The following is a 20,611-nucleotide window of genomic DNA, read 5'->3' on the forward strand; positions in this document are numbered from 1 at the left end:
GGACGATCCGCAGGTGAACAGGGTGCGTCCGGGCCCGCCGCGCGCCCGGCGATGGCGGGGGCGGGGGCGACGGCGGGGGGGGGAGGGGCGGGGCGGGCGGGGAGCGGGGACGTCGCCCCCGGGATCCCGTCCAGCCGCCGGGCATGCCGAAGGGCCCGTGCCCCGGGAGGCGCGAGCCCTTCGAACATGAAACAGCAGGTGAAACAGCAGGTAGAACTACAGATGAAACTGCGGGTGAAACAGAAGAACGACGCTGTCAGTCGGCGCGTGCTTCAGCCGGTCGCGAGACGGACCATGTCCGCCTGCGGCCCCTTCTGGCCCTGCGAGATCTCGAAATCGACCCGCTGACCCTCTTCCAGGGTGCGGTAGCCGTCCATCTGAATCGCGCTGTAGTGGACGAAAACATCCGCACCACCGTCGACCGCGATGAAGCCGTACCCCTTCTCCGCGTTGAACCACTTGACGGTGCCCTGAGCCATGCCTAACTCCCCTATTACTGGCCCTTGCACAGACCCACACTTCATGGATCCGGGTCAGACCTCACCCCCCAGTTGGTTGGGGGCGTGCGCCGGAACGCGTCGACCGCGGCTGAATGTATCTGCCCAACTGCCGTCTGCAACAGGTCAGTCGGACGAGAATTCTGGACGTACGGGATCCGGAATGTGGCGCAAATTCGCCAGAATTCAGGGCAAGTCGGGCCCTGTAAATGCCACAAAAGCCACAAAAGCAGCGCGCACTTTGGCTGCTTCTTGTCGGGCGCGGGCGGAAATAAAAGGCCCCGGGACCCGTGATCAGGACCGGGTTCCCCAACTGTACCGCGCTCAACCACACTGAATTGCCCCCTCCGCTTCTATCGCGGAGAGGGCAATTGCGTGAACTCTCGGTAATCGCTGTTACCTACGGTTACTACCGGCGGGTACTGACCGTCGGTCAGCCACCGGCGACGGCCGGAATGATCGATACGCCGGCGCCGTCCGGAGTCGCCGTCTCGAGGCCCTGCTCGAAGCGGACGTCGTCGTCGTTCACGTACACGTTGACGAACCGGCGCAGCTTGCCCTGGTCGTCGAGGACGCGCGCGGCGATGCCGGTGTGGTTCTTCTCCAGGTCGGAGATGACCTCGCCGAGGGTCACGCCCTCGGCCGGGACCTCGGCCTGACCGCCGGTGTAGGTGCGCAGGATGGTCGGGATGCGAACAGTGACGCTCATGATGCGAGGCCAGCCTCTCGGAAAGAGTCCAGGTTGGGGCGGATGGTCGCGGTGAGTCCGGTGCCGGCCACCGCGTCCAGGGTCTTCAGGCCGTCGCCCGTGTTCAGGACGACGGTGGTCTTCGTCGGGTCCAGCAGACCGTTCCCGATCAGCTTCCTCGTCACGCCCACGGTCACACCGCCGGCCGTCTCCGCGAAGATGCCCTCGGTCCGCGCCAGCACCTTGATCGCGTCGACGATCTGCTCGTCGTTCACGTCCTCCACCGCGCCGCCGGTGCGCCGGGCGATGTCGAGGACGTACGGGCCGTCCGCCGGGTTGCCGATGGCCAGCGACTTGGCGATGGTGTTCGGCTTCTGGGGGCGGACCACGTCGTGCCCGGCCTTGTAGGCCACGGACACCGGGGAGCAGCCCTCCGCCTGAGCGCCGAAGATCTTGTACGGCCGGTCCTCGACCAGCCCGAGCTTGATCAGCTCCTGCAGACCCTTGTCGATCTTCGTGAGCTGGGAGCCGGACGCGATGGGCACCACCAGCTGCTCGGGCAGCCGCCAGCCGAGCTGCTCGCAGATCTCGTACGCCAGCGTCTTCGAGCCCTCGGCGTAGTACGGCCGCAGGTTGACGTTGACGAAGCCCCAGCCCTCGCCCGCCGGGTCGCCGATGAGCTCGGAGCAGAAGCGGTTGACGTCGTCGTAGTTGCCCTCGATGCCGACGAGCTCGCCGCCGTAGATCGCGGCCATGACGACCTTGCCCTGCTCCAGGTCGTGCGGGATGAACACGCAGGAGCGGAAGCCGGCGCGGGCGGCGGCGGCGCCCACGGCGCCGGCCAGGTTGCCGGTGGAGGAGCAGGAGAGCGTGGTGAAGCCGAACGCGCGGGCGGCCTCGATGGCCTGGGCGACGACCCGGTCCTTGAAGGAGTGCGTCGGGTTGCCTGAGTCGTCCTTGATGAAGAGCTTCCCGGCGTCGACGCCCAGCTCGCGGGCCAGGTTGTCGGCCTGCACGAGCTTGGTCCAGCCGGGGTTGATGTTCGGCTTGTCGGCCACGTCCGCCGGGACGGGCAGCAGCGGCGCGTAGCGCCAGATGTTCGCGGGCCCCGCCTCGATGCGCTTACGCAGCTCCTCCGTGTCGTAGGAGGAGAAGTCGTACGCGATCTCGAGCGGGCCGAAACACTCCTCGCACGCGAAGACCGGACCGAGGGGGACGCGGTGGCCGCACTCGCGGCAGCTCAACGCGGTGGCCGGACCGAGGTCGACAGCGGAGGACGTCGTAGAGTCGGTGGTGCTTGCAACAGTCTGCGCAGCCATGTGAGGCGAGGCCCTTTCTCCTCATCTTCCTCACGACGCACTTCGCCGTGAGACGGATTTGGCACCTTCCCGAGCCGGGAGCCTCGCTGAACGATCAACACTGATCGCTGATCTACGAGAACCGACTGGAGGGTTGCCGGGGCTTCATCGGGCCGTGTCCCTCTGCCCCTCTGGATGAGCGGTATTCGGTTGTTGATCTGTGCGCGCCGATCACCCTGACATGCGATGGTCACCGGCGTTGTCCAAGACTGTAACCGAAGGCCAGGACAGTTGAGATAGTCGTCCGAACCGCGAGACGGATCACGCAGGACCGTACGCGCCGAGAGAATGCCGCGAGACGCGAGACGCCGAGAGACGCCGAGAGAACACAGAGGAGCCGCCGACGTGCTGGAAGAAGTCGAGCGCTGGCTGAGCACCCGCACCTGGTCCCTGACGGACCGCCCGCTGCACCGCGTTCTCGCCGCGAAGCAGCGCACGGGCCAGTCGGTGAGCGTCGTGCTGCCCGCGCTCAACGAGGAGGCGACGGTCGGCGACATCGTCGCCGTGATCCGTCACGACCTCATGCGGCAGGTCCCGCTCGTCGACGAGATCGTCGTCGTCGACTCCGGATCGACGGACCGCACCTCCGAGGTGGCCGCGGCGGCGGGCGCGCGTGTCGTACACCGCGACGAGATACTCCCCCGCATACCGGCCGTGCCCGGCAAGGGCGAGGTGCTGTGGCGTTCGCTGCTGGTCACGCGCGGGGACGTGGTCTGCTTCATCGACGCCGACCTGCGGGAGTTCTCCTCCGACTTCGTCTCGGGGATCGTCGGCCCGCTGCTCACCGACCCGGACGTGGACCTGGTCAAGGCCATGTACGACCGCCCGCTGGGCGGCGCGGCCGGTCAGGGCGGGCGGGTCACCGAGCTGATGGCCCGCCCCCTGCTCAACATGCACTGGCCGCAGCTCGCCGGGTTCGTGCAGCCGCTCGGCGGCGAGTACGCGGCCCGCCGGAGCCTGCTGGAACAGCTGCCCTTCCCCGTCGGGTACGGCGTGGAGCTGGGCATGCTGGTCGACGCCCTGCACCTGGTGGGCCTCGACGCCCTCGCCCAGGTCGACGTCGGCGTGCGCAAGCACCGCCACCAGGACGGCCAGGCCCTCGGCCGGATGGCGGCGGCGATCTACCGCACCGCCCAGCTGCGGCTCGCGCGCGGCCACCTCGGCCGCCCCGCCCTCACCCAGTTCGAACGCGGCCCCGACGGCTTCGAGCCGCACACCCACTCCGTGGACACGGAGGAACGCCCGCCCATGACGGACATCGCGGAGTACGCCCACCGCAGGGCGGCCTGAGCACGTTCGCCGCGCGGCGACAACTTCTGCCGCGCGGCGTCAACGTGTGCGCCACGCCGCACGGGCCCGTGACGCCGGAGCACCTCGTATACCGTCGCCTCGTACGTTTGAGCACATCAACGACGGGCTAGGTTGAGGCTTGTGACTCCGCTCCCTGCCCGAAGGAAGGGGCTTCCAATCCGAGGATTGCGGTCCAGCCCGAACCAATCCCTTATGGGACAAAGGGAGAAATAGCACGGGCAAGGGAAGCAAGTGAGGCATATGGCTACCACGCACGACACTGTCGCTCGGAGTGCTGCTCAGGTCCTGGTCGCGTCCAACCGCGGTCCGGTCTCCTACGAGATGCGCGAGGACGGCTCGCTGCACGCCAAACGCGGCGGCGGCGGACTGGTCTCCGGCCTGTCGGCCATCGGCCCCGACGCGGGCGCGCTCTGGGTGTGCTCGGCGCTCTCCGACGGCGACCGCGAGGCGGTCCGGCGCGGGGTCGGCAAGGAGGGCGTGCGCATGCTGCCCGTCCCGGCCGACGTGCACGCCGACGCGTACAACGGCATCGCCAACTCGGTGCTCTGGTTCGTCCACCACATGCTGTACCAGACCCCGCTGGAGCCGGTCTTCGACGCGGAGTTCCGCCGCCAGTGGGCCGCGTACGAGACGTACAACCGGGCCTTCGCCGAGGCGCTCGCCGAGGAGGCGGCCGACGGCGCGGCGGTCCTGGTCCAGGACTACCACCTGTGCCTGGTGCCGGGGATGCTGCGCGAGCTGCGTCCGGACCTGCGCATCGGCCACTTCTCGCACACGCCGTGGGCGCCCCCGGACTACTTCGCGCTGCTGCCGCTGGACATCCGTGAGCAGCTGCTGCGGGGCATGCTCGGCGCGGACCGGCTGGGCTTCCTCACCCGGCGCTGGGCGGACGCCTTCACCGCGTGCTGCGAGCAGTCCGCCGGCGGTCCGGGCGGCACCGAGATCGGGGTGCACGGGCTCGGCGCGGACGCCGACTTCCTGCGCGAGCGCTCGCACCGCCCGGACGTCGAGGAGCGCATCGTGGCGCTGCGCGAGGAGATCGGCGCGGGGCGCAAGGCGATCGTCCGCGTCGACCGCACCGAGCTGTCCAAGAACATCGTGCGCGGCCTCCTGGCCTACCGGCAGCTGCTCGACGACCACCCGGAGTGGCGCGAACGGGTCGTCCACGTGGCCTTCGCCTACCCCTCCCGCCAGGACCTCGCCGTCTACCGGGACTACATGGCCGAGGTGCGGCACCTGACCGACGAGATCAACGCCGGTTACGGCACGCCCGGCTGGACGCCGGTGGTGCTGAACCTCAAGGACGACTTCGCCCGTTCGCTGGCCGCCTACCGCCTCGCGGACGTCGCGCTGGTCAACCCGATCCGCGACGGCATGAACCTGGTCGCCAAGGAGGTTCCGGTCGTCTCCGACGAGGGCTGCGCGCTGGTGCTGTCCCGGGAGGCGGGCGCGTACTGGGAGCTGCGCGAGGACGCGATCACGGTGAACCCGTACGACGTCCTGGAGACCGCCCGCGCCCTGCACGAGGCGCTGTCCATGGCGCCGGAGGAGCGGGCCGAGCGCACGAAGCGGCTGTCCGCCGCGGCGACCGCGCTGCCCCCGGCCCGCTGGTTCCTCGACCAGCTGACCGCCCTGCGCGCGGTCCAGCCGGGCTGAGCAACCGGGCCGAGCTGACCGGCAACCCGACTGACCGGCGGCCGGCTGACGGCCGAGCCGAGCGGCGGCCGGACCCAGCGGCTGCCGGGTCGTACGGCAGCCCGGCCACCGGGCCGAGCGGCGGCCCAGCTGAGCGCCCGAGCGACAGCCGGGCCGGGCAGCCCGAGCGACGGCCGGACCCAGCGGCTGCCGGGTCGTACGGCAGCCCGGCCACCGGGCCGAGCGGCGGCCCAGCTGAGCGCCCGAGCGACAGCCGAGCCGAGCAGCCGAGTGGCGGCCGGGCCGGGCGGCCGAGCGGCGGCCGGGCCGGGCAGCCGAGCGGCGGCCGGGCTGTCGGGCGTGGCTCAGGTGAGCCGGGTCGCCAGTTGGCGCAGCAGGCGTACGACGCCGGCGGGACCGTCGACGACGAGGTCCGCGCGCTCGGCCAGTTCGCCGACCTCCGCGCTGCCGCTGCACACCAGCAGGCCGGGGACGCCGTCGGCGCGCAGTTTCTCGACGGCGGCGAAGGCGGGGAGGTCGCCGAGGTCGTCGCCGGCGTAGAGCACGGACCGGGCGCCCGTCTCACGGACGTGGTCCAGCAGGGCCACGCCCTTGTCCATGCCCGGCGGCCGCAGCTCCAGGACCATGCGGCCGGGTTCGACGATCAGGCCGTGCCGTGTCGCGAGGTCGGTGAGGGGGCCGCGCAGGTCGTCGAAGGCGGCCTGGGGGTCGTCGGCGCGGCGGGTGTGCACGGCGACGGCCCGGCCGCCCTTCTCCTCGATCCAGATGCCGGGCCGGTCCCCGGCGGCCGCGAGGACCTGCGGGAGCCCTGCCCGAACGGCGGCCACACCGGGGTGCGGTTCGGGGGCGCTGAGGGCGCCGGTGCCGGCGTCCCAGCGCTCGGCGCCGTAGTGGCCGAGCACGGTGAGCCGGCCCAGCCCCTCGACCCCGGCGAATCCGCCGTGGCGTACGGCGACCTCGGCGGGCCGCCCGGTGACGACGGCCACGCCGGCGACCTTCGAGGCGAGCGCGGCGAGCGCGGGGACGGCGTCGGGGTGCGCCCGGGCGTCCTCGGGGTTCTCGACGATCGGGGCGAGGGTGCCGTCGAAGTCGAGGGCGACGAGGGCGGCCGACGGGCGGCCGACGATCGCGTCGAGCGCCGCGCGGCCCGCCGGGGTGACCGGAACGGGAAGGGGGCCGGGTGCCGTGGAGTGCGTCTCAGGGGTGCCCATACAGGGACGATATCCAGCGAGCGCCACCGCTGACGTCCCGCCCGGTCAGCGTTCGGTCCGTCTCGCTTCTCGTACCCTGCGCAGTCTGTTCACCGTGACCGGGTCGTGGGCGAGCGCGCGGGCGTCGTCGAGGAGGGCGTTGAGGAGCTGGTAGTAGCGCACCGGCGACAGGTCCAGCTTCTCGCGTATCGCCCGCTCCTTCGCGCCGGGGCCGGGGAACCCGCGCCGTTCGAGGGCGAGGATGCCGAGCTCCCGCGCCCCCAGCCCGTCGCTTCCGTCTCCGCCGCGAGGCCCGCCGCCATGCCCGCTTCCGTGCCTGTCCGCCTCCATGGCTGTCCACCTCCCTGCCCGCACGGTAGCGCCCGCCGCTGACATCCGGCTCATTCGCCGGCGGCGCTCTCCAGCGTCGTCGCGGTCGTCTGCAGGCCGCCGAGCACGTCGGCGGGGCTGCCGTTCGCGGTCACGGCCTGGCCGATCCGCTTCTTGATCTGCGCGCTGACCTTGGCCCACGAGGTCCGCCCGACGGGGTAGCTCTCGGACAGCGGGAGCTGCGCGAGGAACGGCTTGAGGTCGGCGTCCTCCTTGGTCGCGTCCATGACCAGGGACGCTGAGGTGGTGACCGGCAGCAGGTCGTACTCGTGGGAGAAGTCCAGCACGTTCTCCTTGCTGTAGACGAAGTCGAGGAAGTCGCCGACCTCGTCGCCGTGCCCGCCCCTCTTGAAGGCGGTCATCCAGTCGGCGACGCCCAGGGAGGTCTTGCTGGGGCCGTCCAGGCCGGGCATCGGCACCATGCCGAACTCGACGCCCTTGGCGGCGGCCGTCTTCATCAGCGAGGGATGTCCGTTGAGCATGCCCACGTCGCCGGCGGCGAAGGCCGCGAACGCGGCGGCCCGGTTCAGCTTGCCCGGCGCGACCGGCCCGGTCAGGCCCTTGCCGACCAGGTCGGTCTTCAGCCAGTCGAGGGTCTCGACGTTCTCGGCGGAGTCGAAGCTGTAGCTGCTGACCGTCTGGTTGTAGCCGCCCCGGCCGCTGAGCAGCCACTGCAGGGTCTCGGCCTGCGCCTCCTCGGGGCCCAGCGGCAGCGCGTAGGGGTACTTCACGCCGTCCTTCTTGAGCGCCCGCGCGTCCTTCGCGAGCTCGGCCCAGGTGGTGGGCGCGCTGATGCCGGCCTCGGCGAAGAGGGTCTTGTTGTAGAACAGCAGCCGGGTGGAGGAGGCGAACGGCATGCCGTACTGCACGCCGCGCACCTGGCCCGCCCGCGCCAGCTGGGGCACGAAGTCGGCCTCGACGGGGATGGAGAGCACGTCGCTCGCCTTGTACAGCAGGTCGTCGGCCGCGTAGTCGGCGTAGGCGCCGATCTGGGCCATGTCGGGGGCGTCGCCCGCGTCGACCATGGCCTTGACCTTCGCGTCGACGTCGTTCCAGGAGTACACGCTGACGTCGACGGTGACGCCCGGGTGGTCCTTCTCGTACGCGGCGACGAGCCCGTCCCAGTACTTCTTCGAGCTGTTGGCGCCGCTGTCGCCGTAGTCGGCGGCGACGAGTCTGAGGGTGACGTCGCCGGAACCCGAGGTCAGTCCGCAGCCGGTGAGGACCGCGGCCAGGCCGAGGGCGGACACCCCCGCCGCCACCGCCGTCGCCGTCGCCGTGATCGTTGCTGACTTCCGTGCCCGCCGCTGCACCGCACTGCTCCCAACTGATTGCTCATACCAATGGACCGATATCCGGATCAAGGTCTACACCACCCGCTCTGGCCTAGACCTCTCCGGGGCTCCGGTCCGGCACGCTACCCCCACAAACCAGAGTGGACTAGACCTCTCGCGGGTACGCGGTCCACACTGTCCCCGTGAGACATGTCATCGCCCTCGACGTGGGCGGCACCGTGATGAAGGCCGCCCTGATCGGCGCTGGGGGTCCCCCCTCTGGGGGAGGCGCACTGCTGCACCGGGCGCGCCGCGCCACCGGCCGCGAGCGCGGCCCCGACGCCGTGGTCGCCGGCATCCTCGGGTTCGCCGCCGACCTGCGCGCGCACGGCGCCCGGCAGTTCGGCGAGCCCGCCGCCGCGGCCGGCGTCGCCGTGCCCGGCATCGTCGACGAGGCCGCCGGCGTCGCCGTCTACGCGGCCAACCTGGGCTGGCGGGACGTCCCGCTGCGCGCCCTGCTCGCCGAACGCCTCGGCGTCCCGGTCGCCCTCGGCCACGACGTGCGCACCGGCGGTCTCGCCGAGGGCCGGATCGGCGCCGGCCGGGGCGCGGACCGCTTCCTGTTCGTGGCGCTGGGCACCGGCATCGCGGGCGCGATCGGCGTCGACGGCCGGGTGGAGGCGGGCGCGCACGGCTTCGCGGGCGAGATCGGTCACATCGTCGTCCGGCCCGGCGGCGCGCCCTGTCCGTGCGGGCAGCACGGCTGCCTGGAACGGTTCGCGTCCGCGGCGGCGGTCGGCGAGGCGTGGGCGGCGGCCGTCGGGGACCCGGAGGCGGACGCCGCGGACTGCGCCAAGGCCTTCGCGTCCGGCGACCCGGAAGCCGTCCGCGTCTGGCTGCGCGCCGTGGACGCCCTCGCCGACGGCCTGGTCACCGCCCTCACCCTGCTGGACCCGCACACGCTCGTCATCGGTGGCGGCCTCGCCGAGGCGGGGGAAGCCTTGTTCACACCGCTGCGGGACGCCGTCCGACAGCGGGTGACCTTCCAGAAGCTGCCGGAGATCGTTCCGGCGGCCCTGGGCGACAGCGCCGGATGCCTCGGCGCGGGCCTGCTGGCCCGGGAGCTCCTCGACACGACCGACGGCATGGAGGTAACACCCTGATGGCCATCCCCCCAGGGGCGCGGGGAACTGCGCGATCGACCACATCGCACCGCCCGCAGGTGCTGACCGGCGCCAAGGCGGTCCTGCCGACGGGGACGGTCCCCGACGGCCGCATCACCGTCACCGGCACGAAGCTCACGGCCGTGGTCCCGCACGGGACCCCGCGACACGCCCCCGACGTGTCCGGCGTGTCCGAGGCATCCGGCGCGGTCGACGTGCTCGACGTGTCCGGTCACTGGCTGGTCCCCGGCTTCGTCGACCTGCACAACCACGGCGGCGGCGGAGCCTCCTTCGCCGGCTCGGCACAGGACGTGCTGACAGCCGTCCGCACCCACCGCGCGCACGGCACCACCACGCTCGTCGCCTCCGCCGTCACCGACGACATGGACGTCCTCGTCCGCCAGGCCGGCCTGCTGAGCGAACTGGCCGAACAGGGCGACCTGGCCGGCATCCACTTCGAGGGCCCGTTCATCTCACCCTGCCGCAAGGGCGCGCACTCCGAGGCGCTGCTGCGCGACCCCGACCCGGCCGAGGTGCGCAAGCTGGTCGACGCGGCGCGCGGCCACGCCGCGATGGTCACCCTGGCGACCGAACTTCCGGGCGGCCTGGACTCCGTACGGCTGCTGGTCGAGCACGGCGTGATCGCGGCCGTCGGCCACACCGACGCCACCTACGAGCAGACCGTTCAGGCCGTCGAGGCCGGAGCCACCGTCGCCACCCACCTCTTCAACGCGATGCCGCCCCTCGGGCACCGTGCCCCCGGCCCGATCGCCGCCCTCCTTCAGGACGAGCGGGTGACGGTCGAGCTGATCAACGACGGCACACATCTGCACCCGGCCGCACTCGCGCTGGCGTTCCGTCAGGCGGGGCCGGACCGGGTCGCGTTCATCACGGACGCGATGGACGCCGCCGGCATCGGTGACGGCCGGTATCTGCTCGGCCCGCTGGAGGTCGACGTCATCGAGGGCGTGGCCCGTCTCGTGGAGGGCGGCTCCATCGCCGGCTCCACCCTCACCCAGGACCGCGCCTTCCAGCGGGCGGTGACGATCGACCGCCTCCCCGTCGAGGACGTCGTCGCCGCCCTGTCCGCCAACCCGGCCCGCCTGCTGGGCCTGGACGACCGGATCGGCTCCCTGGAGCCCGGCAAGGACGCCGACCTCGTCCTGCTGGACGACGCCTTCGAGGTCAAGGGCGTGATGCGCAAGGGGACCTGGGTGGTGGCTCCCGACCTGGCGTGAAACTCAGCCACATTCCACGTACGCCCGCACGACGACGGTGGCCGACCCGTTCCTCGGGTCGGCCACCGTCTCTTGGGCCTTCGCTCATCGGGCCTACACCCGCCACTGGCCGGGCCTGGCCGGGGCGGGCCAGGGCGACCGCCCGTCCTGCCGCTAGCTCCGCCAGCCCGCCTCGAGCGACAGCTGGTCGAAGTTGACGTCGCAGGAATTGCCCTGCTCACAGGAGATCTTGATGGTGTTGGTGCCCTTGTTGAGGGTGATGTTCGCCCAGGTGTTGGTCCACCCCTTCGCGTAGTCACCCTCCGCGGCGTGGGCGAAGTTCCCCAGGTTGAGCGGACGGGTCTGCACCGTGCCGTTGACGGTGAGGGTGGCCTTGGCGTCCTTGCCGGGCACGCCGTAGTTCACGTCCAGCGTGTACTTGCCGTCCTTCGGGATGCTGCTGACGTTCCAGGTGATCGCGGCGCCGACGGTGTTGAAGCCGGTGACGTAGATCCCGCCGTCCGCCTTCGCGCCCTTCACGTCGGACGCCGTGGTCGTGCCCGTCAGGCTGACCGCCTTCGCGTCGACCGCCGGCAGCTCGGCCTCGTTCGCGTCGCCGGTGCTCGACGTGCTGGGCGACGGGCTCGCCGGCGCGGAGGCCGGAGCGGAGGCCCCGCCGCCCGCCTTGTCGTCGTCCGTGCCCTTGTCGCCGTTGGCCATGGCCACCGCGATGCCGATCACGACCGCCGCGACCACGGCGACCGCGCCGATCAGCAGACCCTTGGTGTTGGGACCGCCACCGCGGCCACCGCCGCCCTGCACGGGCTGCCTGCCGGTCGAGGGGCCGCCGCCGGCGAAGTTCTCGGGCGCGGCGTAGTGCGCGTTCGGCTGACCGTACGGGCCCTGCTGCGGAACCGCGGACGGCTGACCGTACTGGCCGGACGGCTGTCCGTACTGCGCGGTCTGCTGCTGCCGCTGCGGCTGCTGCTGTCCGTACTGGCGCTCGCCGACCGCACGCACTCTGTTGACCGAGTTCGGGTAGCCGTAGCCACCGCCGGAGGGCGGCTGCGCGCCGTTGGCCTGGCCGTCGGCGTAGAGGTAGCCGAACGGGTCGTCGTCCTCGGGCGTGCTCGCGCCGTTATTGCCGGGCGTCATCCCTTCGTACTCCTCAACAGTGCGGGGCCGATGCGACACGCGTACGCGTATCCATACGTGTGAGAACTGCGAGCCTACCCGGTCCCCACCGCCCGAACGGGTGACTCGGATCGCATCAGAGCGGCGGCAGGACCGCCGACCTGGCGTTCATCCCGCACGTCTGTGCTGTTTGGGACGAGATCGTTTCTCTACGTACATACGCTCGTCCGCGGACTTCAGCACTTCGTCCGCGGTCATCCCGCAATGCGCCCAGCCGATGCCGAAGCTGGCGCCCACCCGCACGGCCCGACCCTCGGCGCGGATCGGCTGGATGATCTCGTTGCGCAGGCGTACGGCGAGGTCGGCGGCGTCGGCGCGGCCGAGGCCGTCGGCGAGGATCACGAACTCGTCGCCGCCGAGCCGGGCGACCGTGTCGCCGTCGCGGACCTGGCGGGAGAGCCGGCGGGCGACCTCGATGAGGACCGCGTCGCCCGCGTTGTGCCCGAACCGGTCGTTGATCGACTTGAAGCCGTCGAGGTCGCAGAAGAGGACCGCGAGACCCTTGGCACCGTCGTCGCGTCCGTCCTCGGGGGCGGCGGTGTGCACATGGTGGTCGTAACCGTCGAAGGTCCCGGCGCCGCCGGGCCGGTAGTCGAAGCCGTGGCCGTTGGCGTCGAAGGCGGCGTGGCCGTAGGCCGTGTCCATGGCGTCGACGGCGGCGGGCTGGGTCGACAGGGGCCGCTGACAGAGCCGGGCGGACAGCCGTGAGCGCAGCTCGGCCGAGTTCGGCAGGCCGGTGAGGGAGTCGTGGGAGGCGCGATGGGCGAGCTGCAGCTCGCGGCGCTTGCGCTCCTCTATGTCCTCGACGTGGGTGAGGAGGAAGCGGGGGCCGTCGGCGGCGTCGGCGACGACGGAGTTGCGCAGGCTCACCCAGAGGTAGGTGCCGTCCCGGCGGCCCAGGCGCAGCTCCGCGCGGCCGCCCTCCGCGGAGGTGCGGAGCAGGGTGCCTATGTCCTCGGGGTGGACGAGGTCGGAGAAGGAGTAGCGGCGCATCGCGGAGGCGGGCCGGCCCAGCAGGCGGCACAGCGCGTCGTTGGTGCGGAGTATGCGCCCGTGCTGGTCGCCGCCCATCTCGGCTATCGCCATGCCGGAGGGGGCGTACTCGAAGGCCTGCCGGAAGGATTCCTCACTGGCGCGCAGGGCCTGCTGCTCGCGTTCGAGCCGGACCAGCGCCCGCTGCATGTTCGCACGTAGACGCGCGTTGCTGATGGCGATGGCGGCCTGGAAGGCGTACATCTGGAGCGCTTCGCGCCCCCACGCGCCGGGACGCCGTCCGTTGCGCGGCCGGTCCACGGACAGGACGCCGATCAGCTCGCCGCAGGCGTCTCCGCTGCCGGCGGCGGCGGGCGTGTACATGGGGGCGAAGAGCCGGTCCGAGGGGTGCCACTCGTCCTCGAAGCGGGGCGCGGGCCCGTCGGTGTACCACTGCGGGACGTCGTCGTCGTCGAGGACCCAGCCCTCGGTGTGCGGTATGAAGATCAGGTCGCCCCAGGTCTCGCCCATGCCGAGGCGGCGCTCCCAGGACTCGCGCGAGCCGACCCGGCCCGTGATGAGGGCCTCGGCGGCCGGGTTGCCGGAGAAGGCGGCGACCACGAGGTCACCGTCCGCGCGCACGAGGTTGACGCACGCCAGCTCGTACCCGAGTGCCGTGACCACGCCGTCGGCGACGGTCTGCAGTGTGTCGGCCAGGCTGCGGGCCGTGTTCATGTCGGCCATGACCTGGTGCAGCTGTCGCAGGGACGCAAGACGGACGTATGGCTCCGACTCGGTCTCCATGTGTTTCGCCCTCCCCCCGAGACTTCGCAGCGAATCAAGGGTTGTCTTCGGCGCAACGTCGTTTCTGGTGCTTCGTTGTCGGTGTGTGTCTGGTTGTGACGCCTCCGCCACTGAATCACAGCGCGCTGCTCACTCGGTACACAGGGTCAACAATTAGTCCCCCTTGTGACTCAAGTCACAGATGAACGTGAACATTTGAGTGGAGTTTCCGCGGTTTTCCTGTGCGTTTCCTGAATACGGACAGCAGCCGCAGGCGCACGGAACGCGGTCATGGGTCCACGGTCCTACGACCCTACTCGGGCGGAGGTCCGATGCGGCGCGCATCGCACGGACACTAGCGTTCCGAGCGTGCCCACCGACGTGATCGACACCGTGCCGAAGATGCCGAAGACCCCCTCCGGGCATGCTGAGGGGGTGAGCAACGACGAGTTCCGCGCCGCCATGTCCCGGCTCGCCGACGGCGTGGTCCTGGTGACCGCCCGGGAGCCGTCCCTGGACCCGGACGACCCCCGGGCGCCGGACGGCGAGGACGTCGGCATGACCGCCACCGCCTTCGTGTCCGTCTCCCTCGACCCGCCCCTGGTCATGGTCAGCCTGCGCAACGGCTCCCGGATGGACGACCTCCTCGACGAACAGCCCCGCTGGGCGGTGTCGGTGCTCTCCGAGAGCCAGCGGCACATCGCCGGCCGCTTCGCCATGAAGGGCCGCATCAGCGACCGCCTGCTCTTCGAGGACATCCCGTACACGCGCGGCGAGGCCACCGGCGCCCCCCTGGTCGGCGGCGCGCTGGCCACCCTGGAATGCCGCACCGAGCAACGCGTCCCGGCGGGCGACCACACCCTGGTGATCGGCCGCGTCCTGACCGCCGCGACCCCGAGCGCGGACGGCGGCCCACTCGTCTACTTCCGAGGCCGCTACCGCCAGCTGGACTGACGCCGACGAACGAGCACCGGAGCCACCCCGAAACACCGTGGCCGCCCCGCGACCGACCCCGCCGACGCCCCGCGGAAACGCCGTGGCCGCCCTGTGTCCGGTGTGCCTAGGGTGCTCGCATGACCCACGCGACAGCCCGGACAGACGGAACGGCCAGGACCGAGGACACGGCCAGGACAGAGGACACGGGCAGGGCCGACAAAACCGGCAGGGCCGACGCAACGGCATCCGGACCGCGCCTTGCTGAGATCACACCGGACAACTTCGAGGCCGCGACCGGCATCCGCGTCCGCCCCGACCAGGAGTTCGCGGTCTCCCCGGTCATGAAGTCCCTCGCCGAGGCCTACGTCCATCCACCGGGCACCGCCTGGCCCCGCCTGATCATCGACGGCGACCGCCCCGTCGGCTTCCTGATGGCCTTCCTCGACATCGACTGGACCGGCGGGACCGGCGACGCCCCACTGCTCCGCTCCGGCCTGTGGCGGCTGAACATCGCCGCCGGCGAACAGGGCCGCGGCTACGGCCGGTTCGCCGTCGAGTCGGTCGCCGCGGAACTGCGCCGCCGCGGCGCCCAGGAGATGTACGTGACCTGGCACGAGGGCGAGAACGGGCCGGAGGACTTCTATCTGCGGCTGGGCTTTTGCAAGAACGGCGAGAAGAGCGACGGCGAGACGGTCGGCGTCCTGCCCCTGGGGCGGGCCTGAAGCGCCGCCCGGTTCCGCGTCAGGACCAGTCGCGGCCGGTCCTGCCCCGCTTCGTGTCGGACCGCTGCTTCTTCTCCCGCAGCCGGCGCTCGTTGATACCGCGCGGGATCCGCGTCGGCCGGCGCGGCTTGGGCGGCGGGGCGGTGGCCTCGGCGAGCAGAGCGGCGAGACGTACGGCGGCGGTCTCACGGTTGCGCCACTGTGAACGGTGCTCGGAGGCGCGAACGGTGACGACGCCGTCGACGAGCCGCCCCGCCAGCCGCTCGAGCGCCCGTGCCTTCCACACCTCGGGGAACGCCTCGGTGCGGCCGATGTCGAAGCGGAGCTCCACCTGTGAGTCACTGGTGTTGACGTGCTGCCCGCCCGGCCCCGAAGACCGCGAGAAACGCCACATGAGCTCGGCCTCGGGAAGGGAGACCGAGCCGCGGACGACATAGGGACCAGACATGCCCACCATGTTCCCGCTCCGGACCGGCCCGAGTCACGCGAATATCCCCAGGTAAAGAAAGCAAAGAAACGCGGAGTGGCGGGGAACCTTGAGCACCCTTCGCTGCGTTCATAGGGATAGCTGTAGCTTCGTGCCCGTACGAAGCCCGTACGACGCCGTACGCAACGAGGGAAGGACTCCCAACCATGGCTGTAAGCCTGTCCAAGGGTGGCAACGTCTCGCTCACCAAGGAGGCTCCGGGCCTGACCGCCGTCACCGTGGGCCTCGGCTGGGACGTCCGCACCACCACCGGCACGGACTTCGACCTCGACGCCTCCGCGATCGCGGTCAACCTCCAGGGCAAGGTCTACTCCGACGGCCACTTCGTCTTCTTCAACAACAAGCAGACGCCGGACCAGACCATCGTCCACACCGGCGACAACCGCACCGGCGAGGGCGCGGGCGACGACGAGGCGATCAACGTCAACCTGGCCGGCCTCCCCGCCGACATCGACAAGATCGTCTTCCCGGTCTCGATCTACGACGCGGAGAACCGCTCGCAGAACTTCGGCCAGGTCCGCAACGCCTACATCCGCATCATCAACCAGGCCGGCGGCGCCGAGATCGCCCGCTACGACCTCTCGGAAGACGCCGCCACCGAGACGGCCATGGTCTTCGGCGAGCTCTACCGCAACGGCGCGGAGTGGAAGTTCCGCGCGGTCGGCCAGGGCTACGCGTCGGGCCTCGTGGGCATCGCCCAGGACTTCGGCGTCAGCGTCTGACCCACCCGAACGTCACAAAGCGTTCGAACAACCGGGGCGCCCAGGCAGCCTCACCGGACCGCCCGCCCTCCTGTCAGGAGGGCGGGCGGTCTGCGTCCGACCGGCGACTCCACCGGTCGCCGGACCCCACGGGCACGTTCGGAGCGGTGACCGTAGCCGCCCCCGGAGCCTGACCGGCCGGAGCCGACCCGGCGAGAGCCGACCGGCCGGAGCCGACCCCGTCGAGAGCCGACCAGCCGGAGCCGACCCGTCGAGAGCCGGACCGGCAGGCCCCGACCCGCCAGAGTTCGACCAGCCGACAGGCCCCCGACCCGCCCGGGTTCGACCAGCCGGCAGGCCCTACCCTGCCGCCCATGATCCTGACTGCCCTCCCCCTCGCCGCCGACCACGACATCCCCGGCCCCCTCCTCACCGAACTGACCGCCCTCTACGCCTCCAACCGCGAATTCCACGCCCTCAGCGGCGACTTCCCGGACCCGCACGACATCCGGCCGGAGCAGTTGGCGGCGGCGCTCGCGGAACAGGCGGCGACCGAAGGGGTCGAGGTACTGCTGGCCCGCAGCGAAGGAAAGCTGATCGGCGTCGTCATCACCCTGGCCCGGCACCCCGACCCCGCCGACCCGGACCCCTGGATCGGACTGCTGATGGTCGACGCGGCCGAGCACGGGCAGGGCCACGGCCGCCGCATCGCCGAGCAGATCGAGGAGCGGTTCCGGGCGGACGGCCGCACCGGCCTCCGGCTCGCCGTGCTCGACGTCAACCCCGACGGCCTCGCCTTCTGGACCGCCCTCGGCTACGAGACCATCGGCCACCGCCCGGACCTGCAACACGGACGCCCCTGCGCAGTACTGCGCAAACCGCTGCCCCGATCGCGCCGCGCCGCCCGCGTCGCCGTCGTCGACCCCGACGGCTCCGTCCTCCTCTTCCGGTACGACAACCCCGACGTCGGCACCCACTGGGCACTGCCCGGCGGCGGACTCGAGGAAGGCGAGTCACCCCGCGAGGCCGCCCTGCGCGAACTGCGCGAGGAGACCGGCTGGAACGACCTGCAACCCGGACCCCTCCTGTGCACCTGGGAACACGACTTCACCCGCTTCGACATCGTCATCCGCCAGCGCGAGCACATCTACGTCACCCAGGGCCCGCACCGCGAACCCGCCGGCCCCGACCTCGCCGCCGCCCACGCCACCGACGGCATCCTCAGCTGGCGCTGGTGGACCCGACCGGAACTGCACACACCCGCCGAGCCGGTATGGCCGTCCGACCTCGCCCGACTGCTCGACGAACACGAAGCGTCGCACCCCCGCGCCTGACGAGCAGCTCACGGGAGCTCCGGCTTGCCCTCCCCGTACAGCCAGTCCGACCAGATCCCGTCGAAGTCCGCGTCCGGCGCCGCCTCCTCGACATACGCCGTGAAAGCCTCTGTGTCCGCGTTCCCGTGCCGGTGGGCCGCCGCCCACCCCTGCACGATGTCGTAGAAGGCGTCATCGCCCACGGTCTGCCGGATCCGGTGCACCACCATCGCGCCGCGCAGATAGACCGGCTTGTCGGAGACATGGGCGGCGCTCGTCGGCTTCGCGGGCGGAAAGTCCCACAGATCCGCGTACTCCTCGACGCCGTGCTCGTAAAGCCCGGTGAACGTCTGCTCCGCCGTGGCACCCCCCTCGTCCTCCGCCCACAACCACTCCGCATAGGTCGCGAACCCCTCGTTGAGCCACATGTCCCGCCAGCTCTTCGGCGTCACCGAGTCGCCGAACCACTGGTGCGCCGTCTCATGCACCAGGGTCGGCAGGTCGGGAGCACCCGGATACACCGGACGATTCTGGGTCTCCAGGGCGTACCCGGCGTCCCCAGGCCGGTCGACGATCGCCCCCGCCGACGAGAACGGATACGGGCCGAAGTTGTCCTGCGCCCACTCCATGACCTCGGGCAGCCGGGCCAGCACCGCACGGCTCGCCACCACCTGCGTCGGATCGACCGCGACATACACCGGCAGACCGTCCCTGGTCGTGGAACCGGTCACCGTGAACTCGCCGACGGCGACCGTCGCCAGATAGCTCGCCATCGGCTCGGCGGTCCGCCAGAAAAACGTCGTACGACCGCCCCCCGCCGCCTTCCGGCTCCGCAACTCCCCGTTGGAGACGGCCGTCAGCCCCTCCGGGACGGTCACGGCGACATCGTAGGACGCCTTGTCCGACGGGTGATGATTGCCCGGGAACCAGGCCATCGAGCCGACCGGCTCACCCAGGGCGAGAGCCCCGTCCCCGGTACGCAGCCAGCCCTCCTTCGAGCCGTCCGGATCGGTGACCGTACGCGGACTGCCCGAATAGCGGACCGCCACCTCGAAGGTCTCACCCTCGGCCAGCGAATCCGACGGCCGCACGGTCAGCTCCTGGCCGTCCCGCCGGAACTCGGCCGCCGAACCCTCGACGGTCACCCCCGCCACCTCCATGCCCACGAAATCCAGCCGGAAAGCGGAAAGATCCGCAGTCGCACGGGCCGTGACAACAGCAGAACCCGTCAGACGCCCACCATCCGGGTCATAGGACAGCGTGAGACCGTAATGCGAGACGTCATAACCACCGTTGCCCGCCTCCGGGAAATACGGATCACCCACACCCGAAGCACCACCGGAAGCACCACCCGAGCCGCCCCCCGACCCCGCACCGCCGTCGCAAGCCGCCAAGGCGAGGACACAGGCCGATAACGCGGCCACCACCGGGACACAACGCGCGGAACTGGACATGCCAGCGATCCTAAACGGACCACCGGCACGAACACCGGGTCATGACACCATCGCCTACGTGCTCGACATCGGCTACGCCCTCTCCAACCGCTTCCCGGACCCGCCGCAGACGGACTACCGACGCGCGGACGTCCACGCCCTGCGCCACGACCTGTTCTGCGGGGACGTCTACCTCGCCGACACCAAAGCGGACCGCGAACTGTCCACAGCCTGGGGATGGGTACCGGTACTGGACTTCGCATGGGCACTGTGCGACATCGTCGAACAGATCGACCAGGACCCCGCGGGCTCCCGCGCCTCCCGCCCGCAGTACGCCGAGCTGGACTTCACCGAATCCACCGACCGCATGCTCTTCGAACGCCGCTTCGGCTGGGTGGACGTCGAGGCCGACTGGATGCCGGCCGAGGAACCCCCCCTCACCTTCTCGCACGCCGAACTCCGCCGCGAAGCCCGCGACTTCCTCCACGACCTGCTCGCCGACCTGACCGACCTGCACGACGACCTCGGCGAGAACCCGGCGATCTGGACACTCCAGGCACGCTTCCCGCGCCTGAAATGACCCGGCTCAGCCCTCCACCCTGATCCCCAGCTCCACCGCCAGCACCGGAGCCAGATCCAACAACTGAGCCGCACTGATCACCGCACCCGACAACCGCCCCACACCCCCCGCGATACCCAGCTCCACCGCACCCCGCAGATCCACATCGGACAACGTCACCCCCGTGAAATCGACGGACTTCACCGCACAGTCGACGAACTCGACACGCTCCAGACGCGCACCCCCGAAGTCCGGCTCGACCAGAACACACCCCTCGAAAACGACATCCCGCAACCGCGCCTGCCGCAGATTCAGATAATCGATCTTGCCGCCGCGCACCACCACCCGCTCCCACACCGCGCCGTACATCTGCGCACCCCCCAGACGCGCGTCCACCACCTCGACATCACGCAGCGTCGCCTCCGCCAGATCCGTGCCGACACCCCGCAGACCGGTGAGCACGCAGTCAAGGACCCGAGCCTTGCGCAGCCGCGTCCCGTCCACCCCACAGCCCGTCACCGCACAGTCCATGAACCGTGCGCCCCCGCCGTCCTGCCCCGCCAGATCCAGCTCACGGAACTCCACACCGTCATAGTCCCCGTCCGGCTCCAGCTCCCCCTCCGCGAACAACTCGAGCCCCGACAACCGCACCTCCGGCCGCCGCGCCCCCTTCACCCCCGAACGCGCACCCCCGCCCCGACCCGCACCCGTACCCGTACCTGCGCCTGTCCTCGCCATCCCCCCATGCTGCACCCCACCACTGACAG

Annotated in this window: 20 protein-coding genes and 1 riboswitch; of the genes, 9 read left to right on the forward strand and 11 right to left on the reverse strand. The window is 71.1% G+C overall.

What is annotated here, in order from left to right:
• Nucleotides 1–272: 272 nt before the first annotated feature.
• The 3 genes from QA802_RS19265 to thrC all read right to left on the reverse strand — a co-directional run bounded on the left by QA802_RS19265 (nt 273) and on the right by thrC (nt 2,504).
• Nucleotides 273–479, reverse strand: coding sequence for a cold-shock protein (locus QA802_RS19265; protein ID WP_007493268.1), 207 nt, complete (start codon nt 477–479; stop codon nt 273–275).
• 451 nt (nt 480–930) lie between these two features.
• The gene (locus QA802_RS19270) at nt 931–1,206 is read right to left on the reverse strand and encodes a MoaD/ThiS family protein (protein ID WP_334524230.1); all 276 of its coding nucleotides are present in this window, start codon (nt 1,204–1,206) and stop codon (nt 931–933) included.
• On the reverse strand, nt 1,203–2,504 hold the full coding sequence (gene thrC, locus QA802_RS19275) for a threonine synthase (RefSeq protein ID WP_334524233.1): 1,302 nt from the start codon (nt 2,502–2,504) through the stop codon (nt 1,203–1,205). The genes QA802_RS19270 and thrC overlap by 4 nt, the downstream gene beginning before the upstream one ends.
• 18 nt (nt 2,505–2,522) lie before the next feature.
• A riboswitch (SAM riboswitch) is annotated at nt 2,523–2,685 on the reverse strand.
• A gap of 203 nt (nt 2,686–2,888) precedes the next feature.
• Between thrC and QA802_RS19280 the strand changes: the two genes are divergently transcribed.
• A complete protein-coding gene (locus QA802_RS19280; protein ID WP_334524236.1) occupies nt 2,889–3,833 on the forward strand; it encodes a glucosyl-3-phosphoglycerate synthase in 945 nt (314 codons plus the stop codon).
• 261 nt (nt 3,834–4,094) lie between these two features.
• Entirely contained in the window at nt 4,095–5,510 is a 1,416-nt protein-coding gene (locus QA802_RS19285) for an alpha,alpha-trehalose-phosphate synthase (UDP-forming) (RefSeq protein ID WP_334524239.1), read from the forward strand.
• A gap of 344 nt (nt 5,511–5,854) precedes the next feature.
• Here QA802_RS19285 and otsB read toward each other — a convergent pair whose 3' ends face one another.
• The 3 genes from otsB to QA802_RS19300 are packed head-to-tail and all read right to left on the reverse strand — an operon-like array spanning nt 5,855 to nt 8,403.
• Nucleotides 5,855–6,721 (reverse strand): trehalose-phosphatase, encoded by an 867-nt coding sequence (gene otsB, locus QA802_RS19290; RefSeq protein WP_334524242.1) that lies wholly within the window; start codon nt 6,719–6,721, stop codon nt 5,855–5,857.
• Nucleotides 6,722–6,766: 45 nt separating this feature from the next.
• On the reverse strand, nt 6,767–7,051 hold the full coding sequence (locus QA802_RS19295; protein WP_334524245.1) for a DUF3263 domain-containing protein: 285 nt from the start codon (nt 7,049–7,051) through the stop codon (nt 6,767–6,769).
• Nucleotides 7,052–7,101: 50 nt separating this feature from the next.
• Nucleotides 7,102–8,403, reverse strand: coding sequence for an extracellular solute-binding protein (locus tag QA802_RS19300; protein ID WP_443042144.1), 1,302 nt, complete (start codon nt 8,401–8,403; stop codon nt 7,102–7,104).
• Nucleotides 8,404–8,567: 164 nt separating this feature from the next.
• Between QA802_RS19300 and QA802_RS19305 the strand changes: the two genes are divergently transcribed.
• Nucleotides 8,568–9,527: an ROK family protein gene (locus QA802_RS19305; protein ID WP_334524248.1), complete on the forward strand. Its 960-nt coding sequence runs from the start codon at nt 8,568–8,570 to the stop codon at nt 9,525–9,527.
• The gene (gene nagA / locus QA802_RS19310; RefSeq protein WP_334524251.1) at nt 9,527–10,765 is read left to right on the forward strand and encodes an N-acetylglucosamine-6-phosphate deacetylase; all 1,239 of its coding nucleotides are present in this window, start codon (nt 9,527–9,529) and stop codon (nt 10,763–10,765) included. Before QA802_RS19305 ends, nagA begins: the two co-directional genes overlap by 1 nt.
• A gap of 153 nt (nt 10,766–10,918) precedes the next feature.
• On the opposite strand, the gene QA802_RS19315 is transcribed toward nagA, so the two are convergent.
• Nucleotides 10,919–11,899: a CBM35 domain-containing protein gene (locus tag QA802_RS19315; RefSeq protein ID WP_334524254.1), complete on the reverse strand. Its 981-nt coding sequence runs from the start codon at nt 11,897–11,899 to the stop codon at nt 10,919–10,921.
• Between the two features lie 147 nt (nt 11,900–12,046).
• Nucleotides 12,047–13,714 carry a diguanylate cyclase CdgB gene (gene cdgB / locus QA802_RS19320; RefSeq protein ID WP_334524257.1) on the reverse strand — a complete coding sequence of 556 codons (1,668 nt, stop codon included), beginning with the start codon at nt 13,712–13,714 and terminating at the stop codon, nt 12,047–12,049.
• Between the two features lie 381 nt (nt 13,715–14,095).
• On the opposite strand from cdgB, the gene QA802_RS19325 reads away from it, so the two are divergent.
• Nucleotides 14,096–14,647, forward strand: coding sequence for a flavin reductase family protein (locus QA802_RS19325; RefSeq protein WP_334534749.1), 552 nt, complete (start codon nt 14,096–14,098; stop codon nt 14,645–14,647).
• A 119-nt stretch (nt 14,648–14,766) separates the two neighbouring features.
• A complete protein-coding gene (locus tag QA802_RS19330; RefSeq protein WP_334524260.1) occupies nt 14,767–15,351 on the forward strand; it encodes a GNAT family N-acetyltransferase in 585 nt (194 codons plus the stop codon).
• Nucleotides 15,352–15,370: 19 nt separating this feature from the next.
• Here the strand turns inward: QA802_RS19330 and arfB are convergent, their stop codons facing one another.
• Entirely contained in the window at nt 15,371–15,808 is a 438-nt protein-coding gene (gene arfB, locus QA802_RS19335; protein WP_319170464.1) for an alternative ribosome rescue aminoacyl-tRNA hydrolase ArfB, read from the reverse strand.
• A 176-nt stretch (nt 15,809–15,984) separates the two neighbouring features.
• Here arfB and QA802_RS19340 point away from each other — a divergent pair, with 176 nt between their 5' ends.
• Nucleotides 15,985–16,560, forward strand: coding sequence for a TerD family protein (locus QA802_RS19340; RefSeq protein ID WP_334524265.1), 576 nt, complete (start codon nt 15,985–15,987; stop codon nt 16,558–16,560).
• Nucleotides 16,561–16,913: 353 nt separating this feature from the next.
• Complete coding sequence (locus tag QA802_RS19345; RefSeq protein ID WP_334524268.1) at nt 16,914–17,873, forward strand: bifunctional GNAT family N-acetyltransferase/NUDIX hydrolase; 960 nt, start codon at nt 16,914–16,916, stop codon at nt 17,871–17,873.
• 8 nt (nt 17,874–17,881) lie between these two features.
• On the opposite strand, the gene QA802_RS19350 is transcribed toward QA802_RS19345, so the two are convergent.
• Entirely contained in the window at nt 17,882–19,306 is a 1,425-nt protein-coding gene (locus tag QA802_RS19350) for a M1 family metallopeptidase (protein ID WP_334524271.1), read from the reverse strand.
• Between the two features lie 58 nt (nt 19,307–19,364).
• On the opposite strand from QA802_RS19350, the gene QA802_RS19355 reads away from it, so the two are divergent.
• Nucleotides 19,365–19,865 carry a hypothetical protein gene (locus tag QA802_RS19355; RefSeq protein ID WP_334534751.1) on the forward strand — a complete coding sequence of 167 codons (501 nt, stop codon included), beginning with the start codon at nt 19,365–19,367 and terminating at the stop codon, nt 19,863–19,865.
• 6 nt (nt 19,866–19,871) lie between these two features.
• Here QA802_RS19355 and QA802_RS19360 read toward each other — a convergent pair whose 3' ends face one another.
• On the reverse strand, nt 19,872–20,582 hold the full coding sequence (locus QA802_RS19360) for a pentapeptide repeat-containing protein (protein WP_334534753.1): 711 nt from the start codon (nt 20,580–20,582) through the stop codon (nt 19,872–19,874).
• Nucleotides 20,583–20,611 lie beyond the last annotated feature (29 nt).

The organism is Streptomyces sp. B21-105 (assembly GCF_036898465.1).
GTDB lineage: Bacteria > Actinomycetota > Actinomycetes > Streptomycetales > Streptomycetaceae > Streptomyces.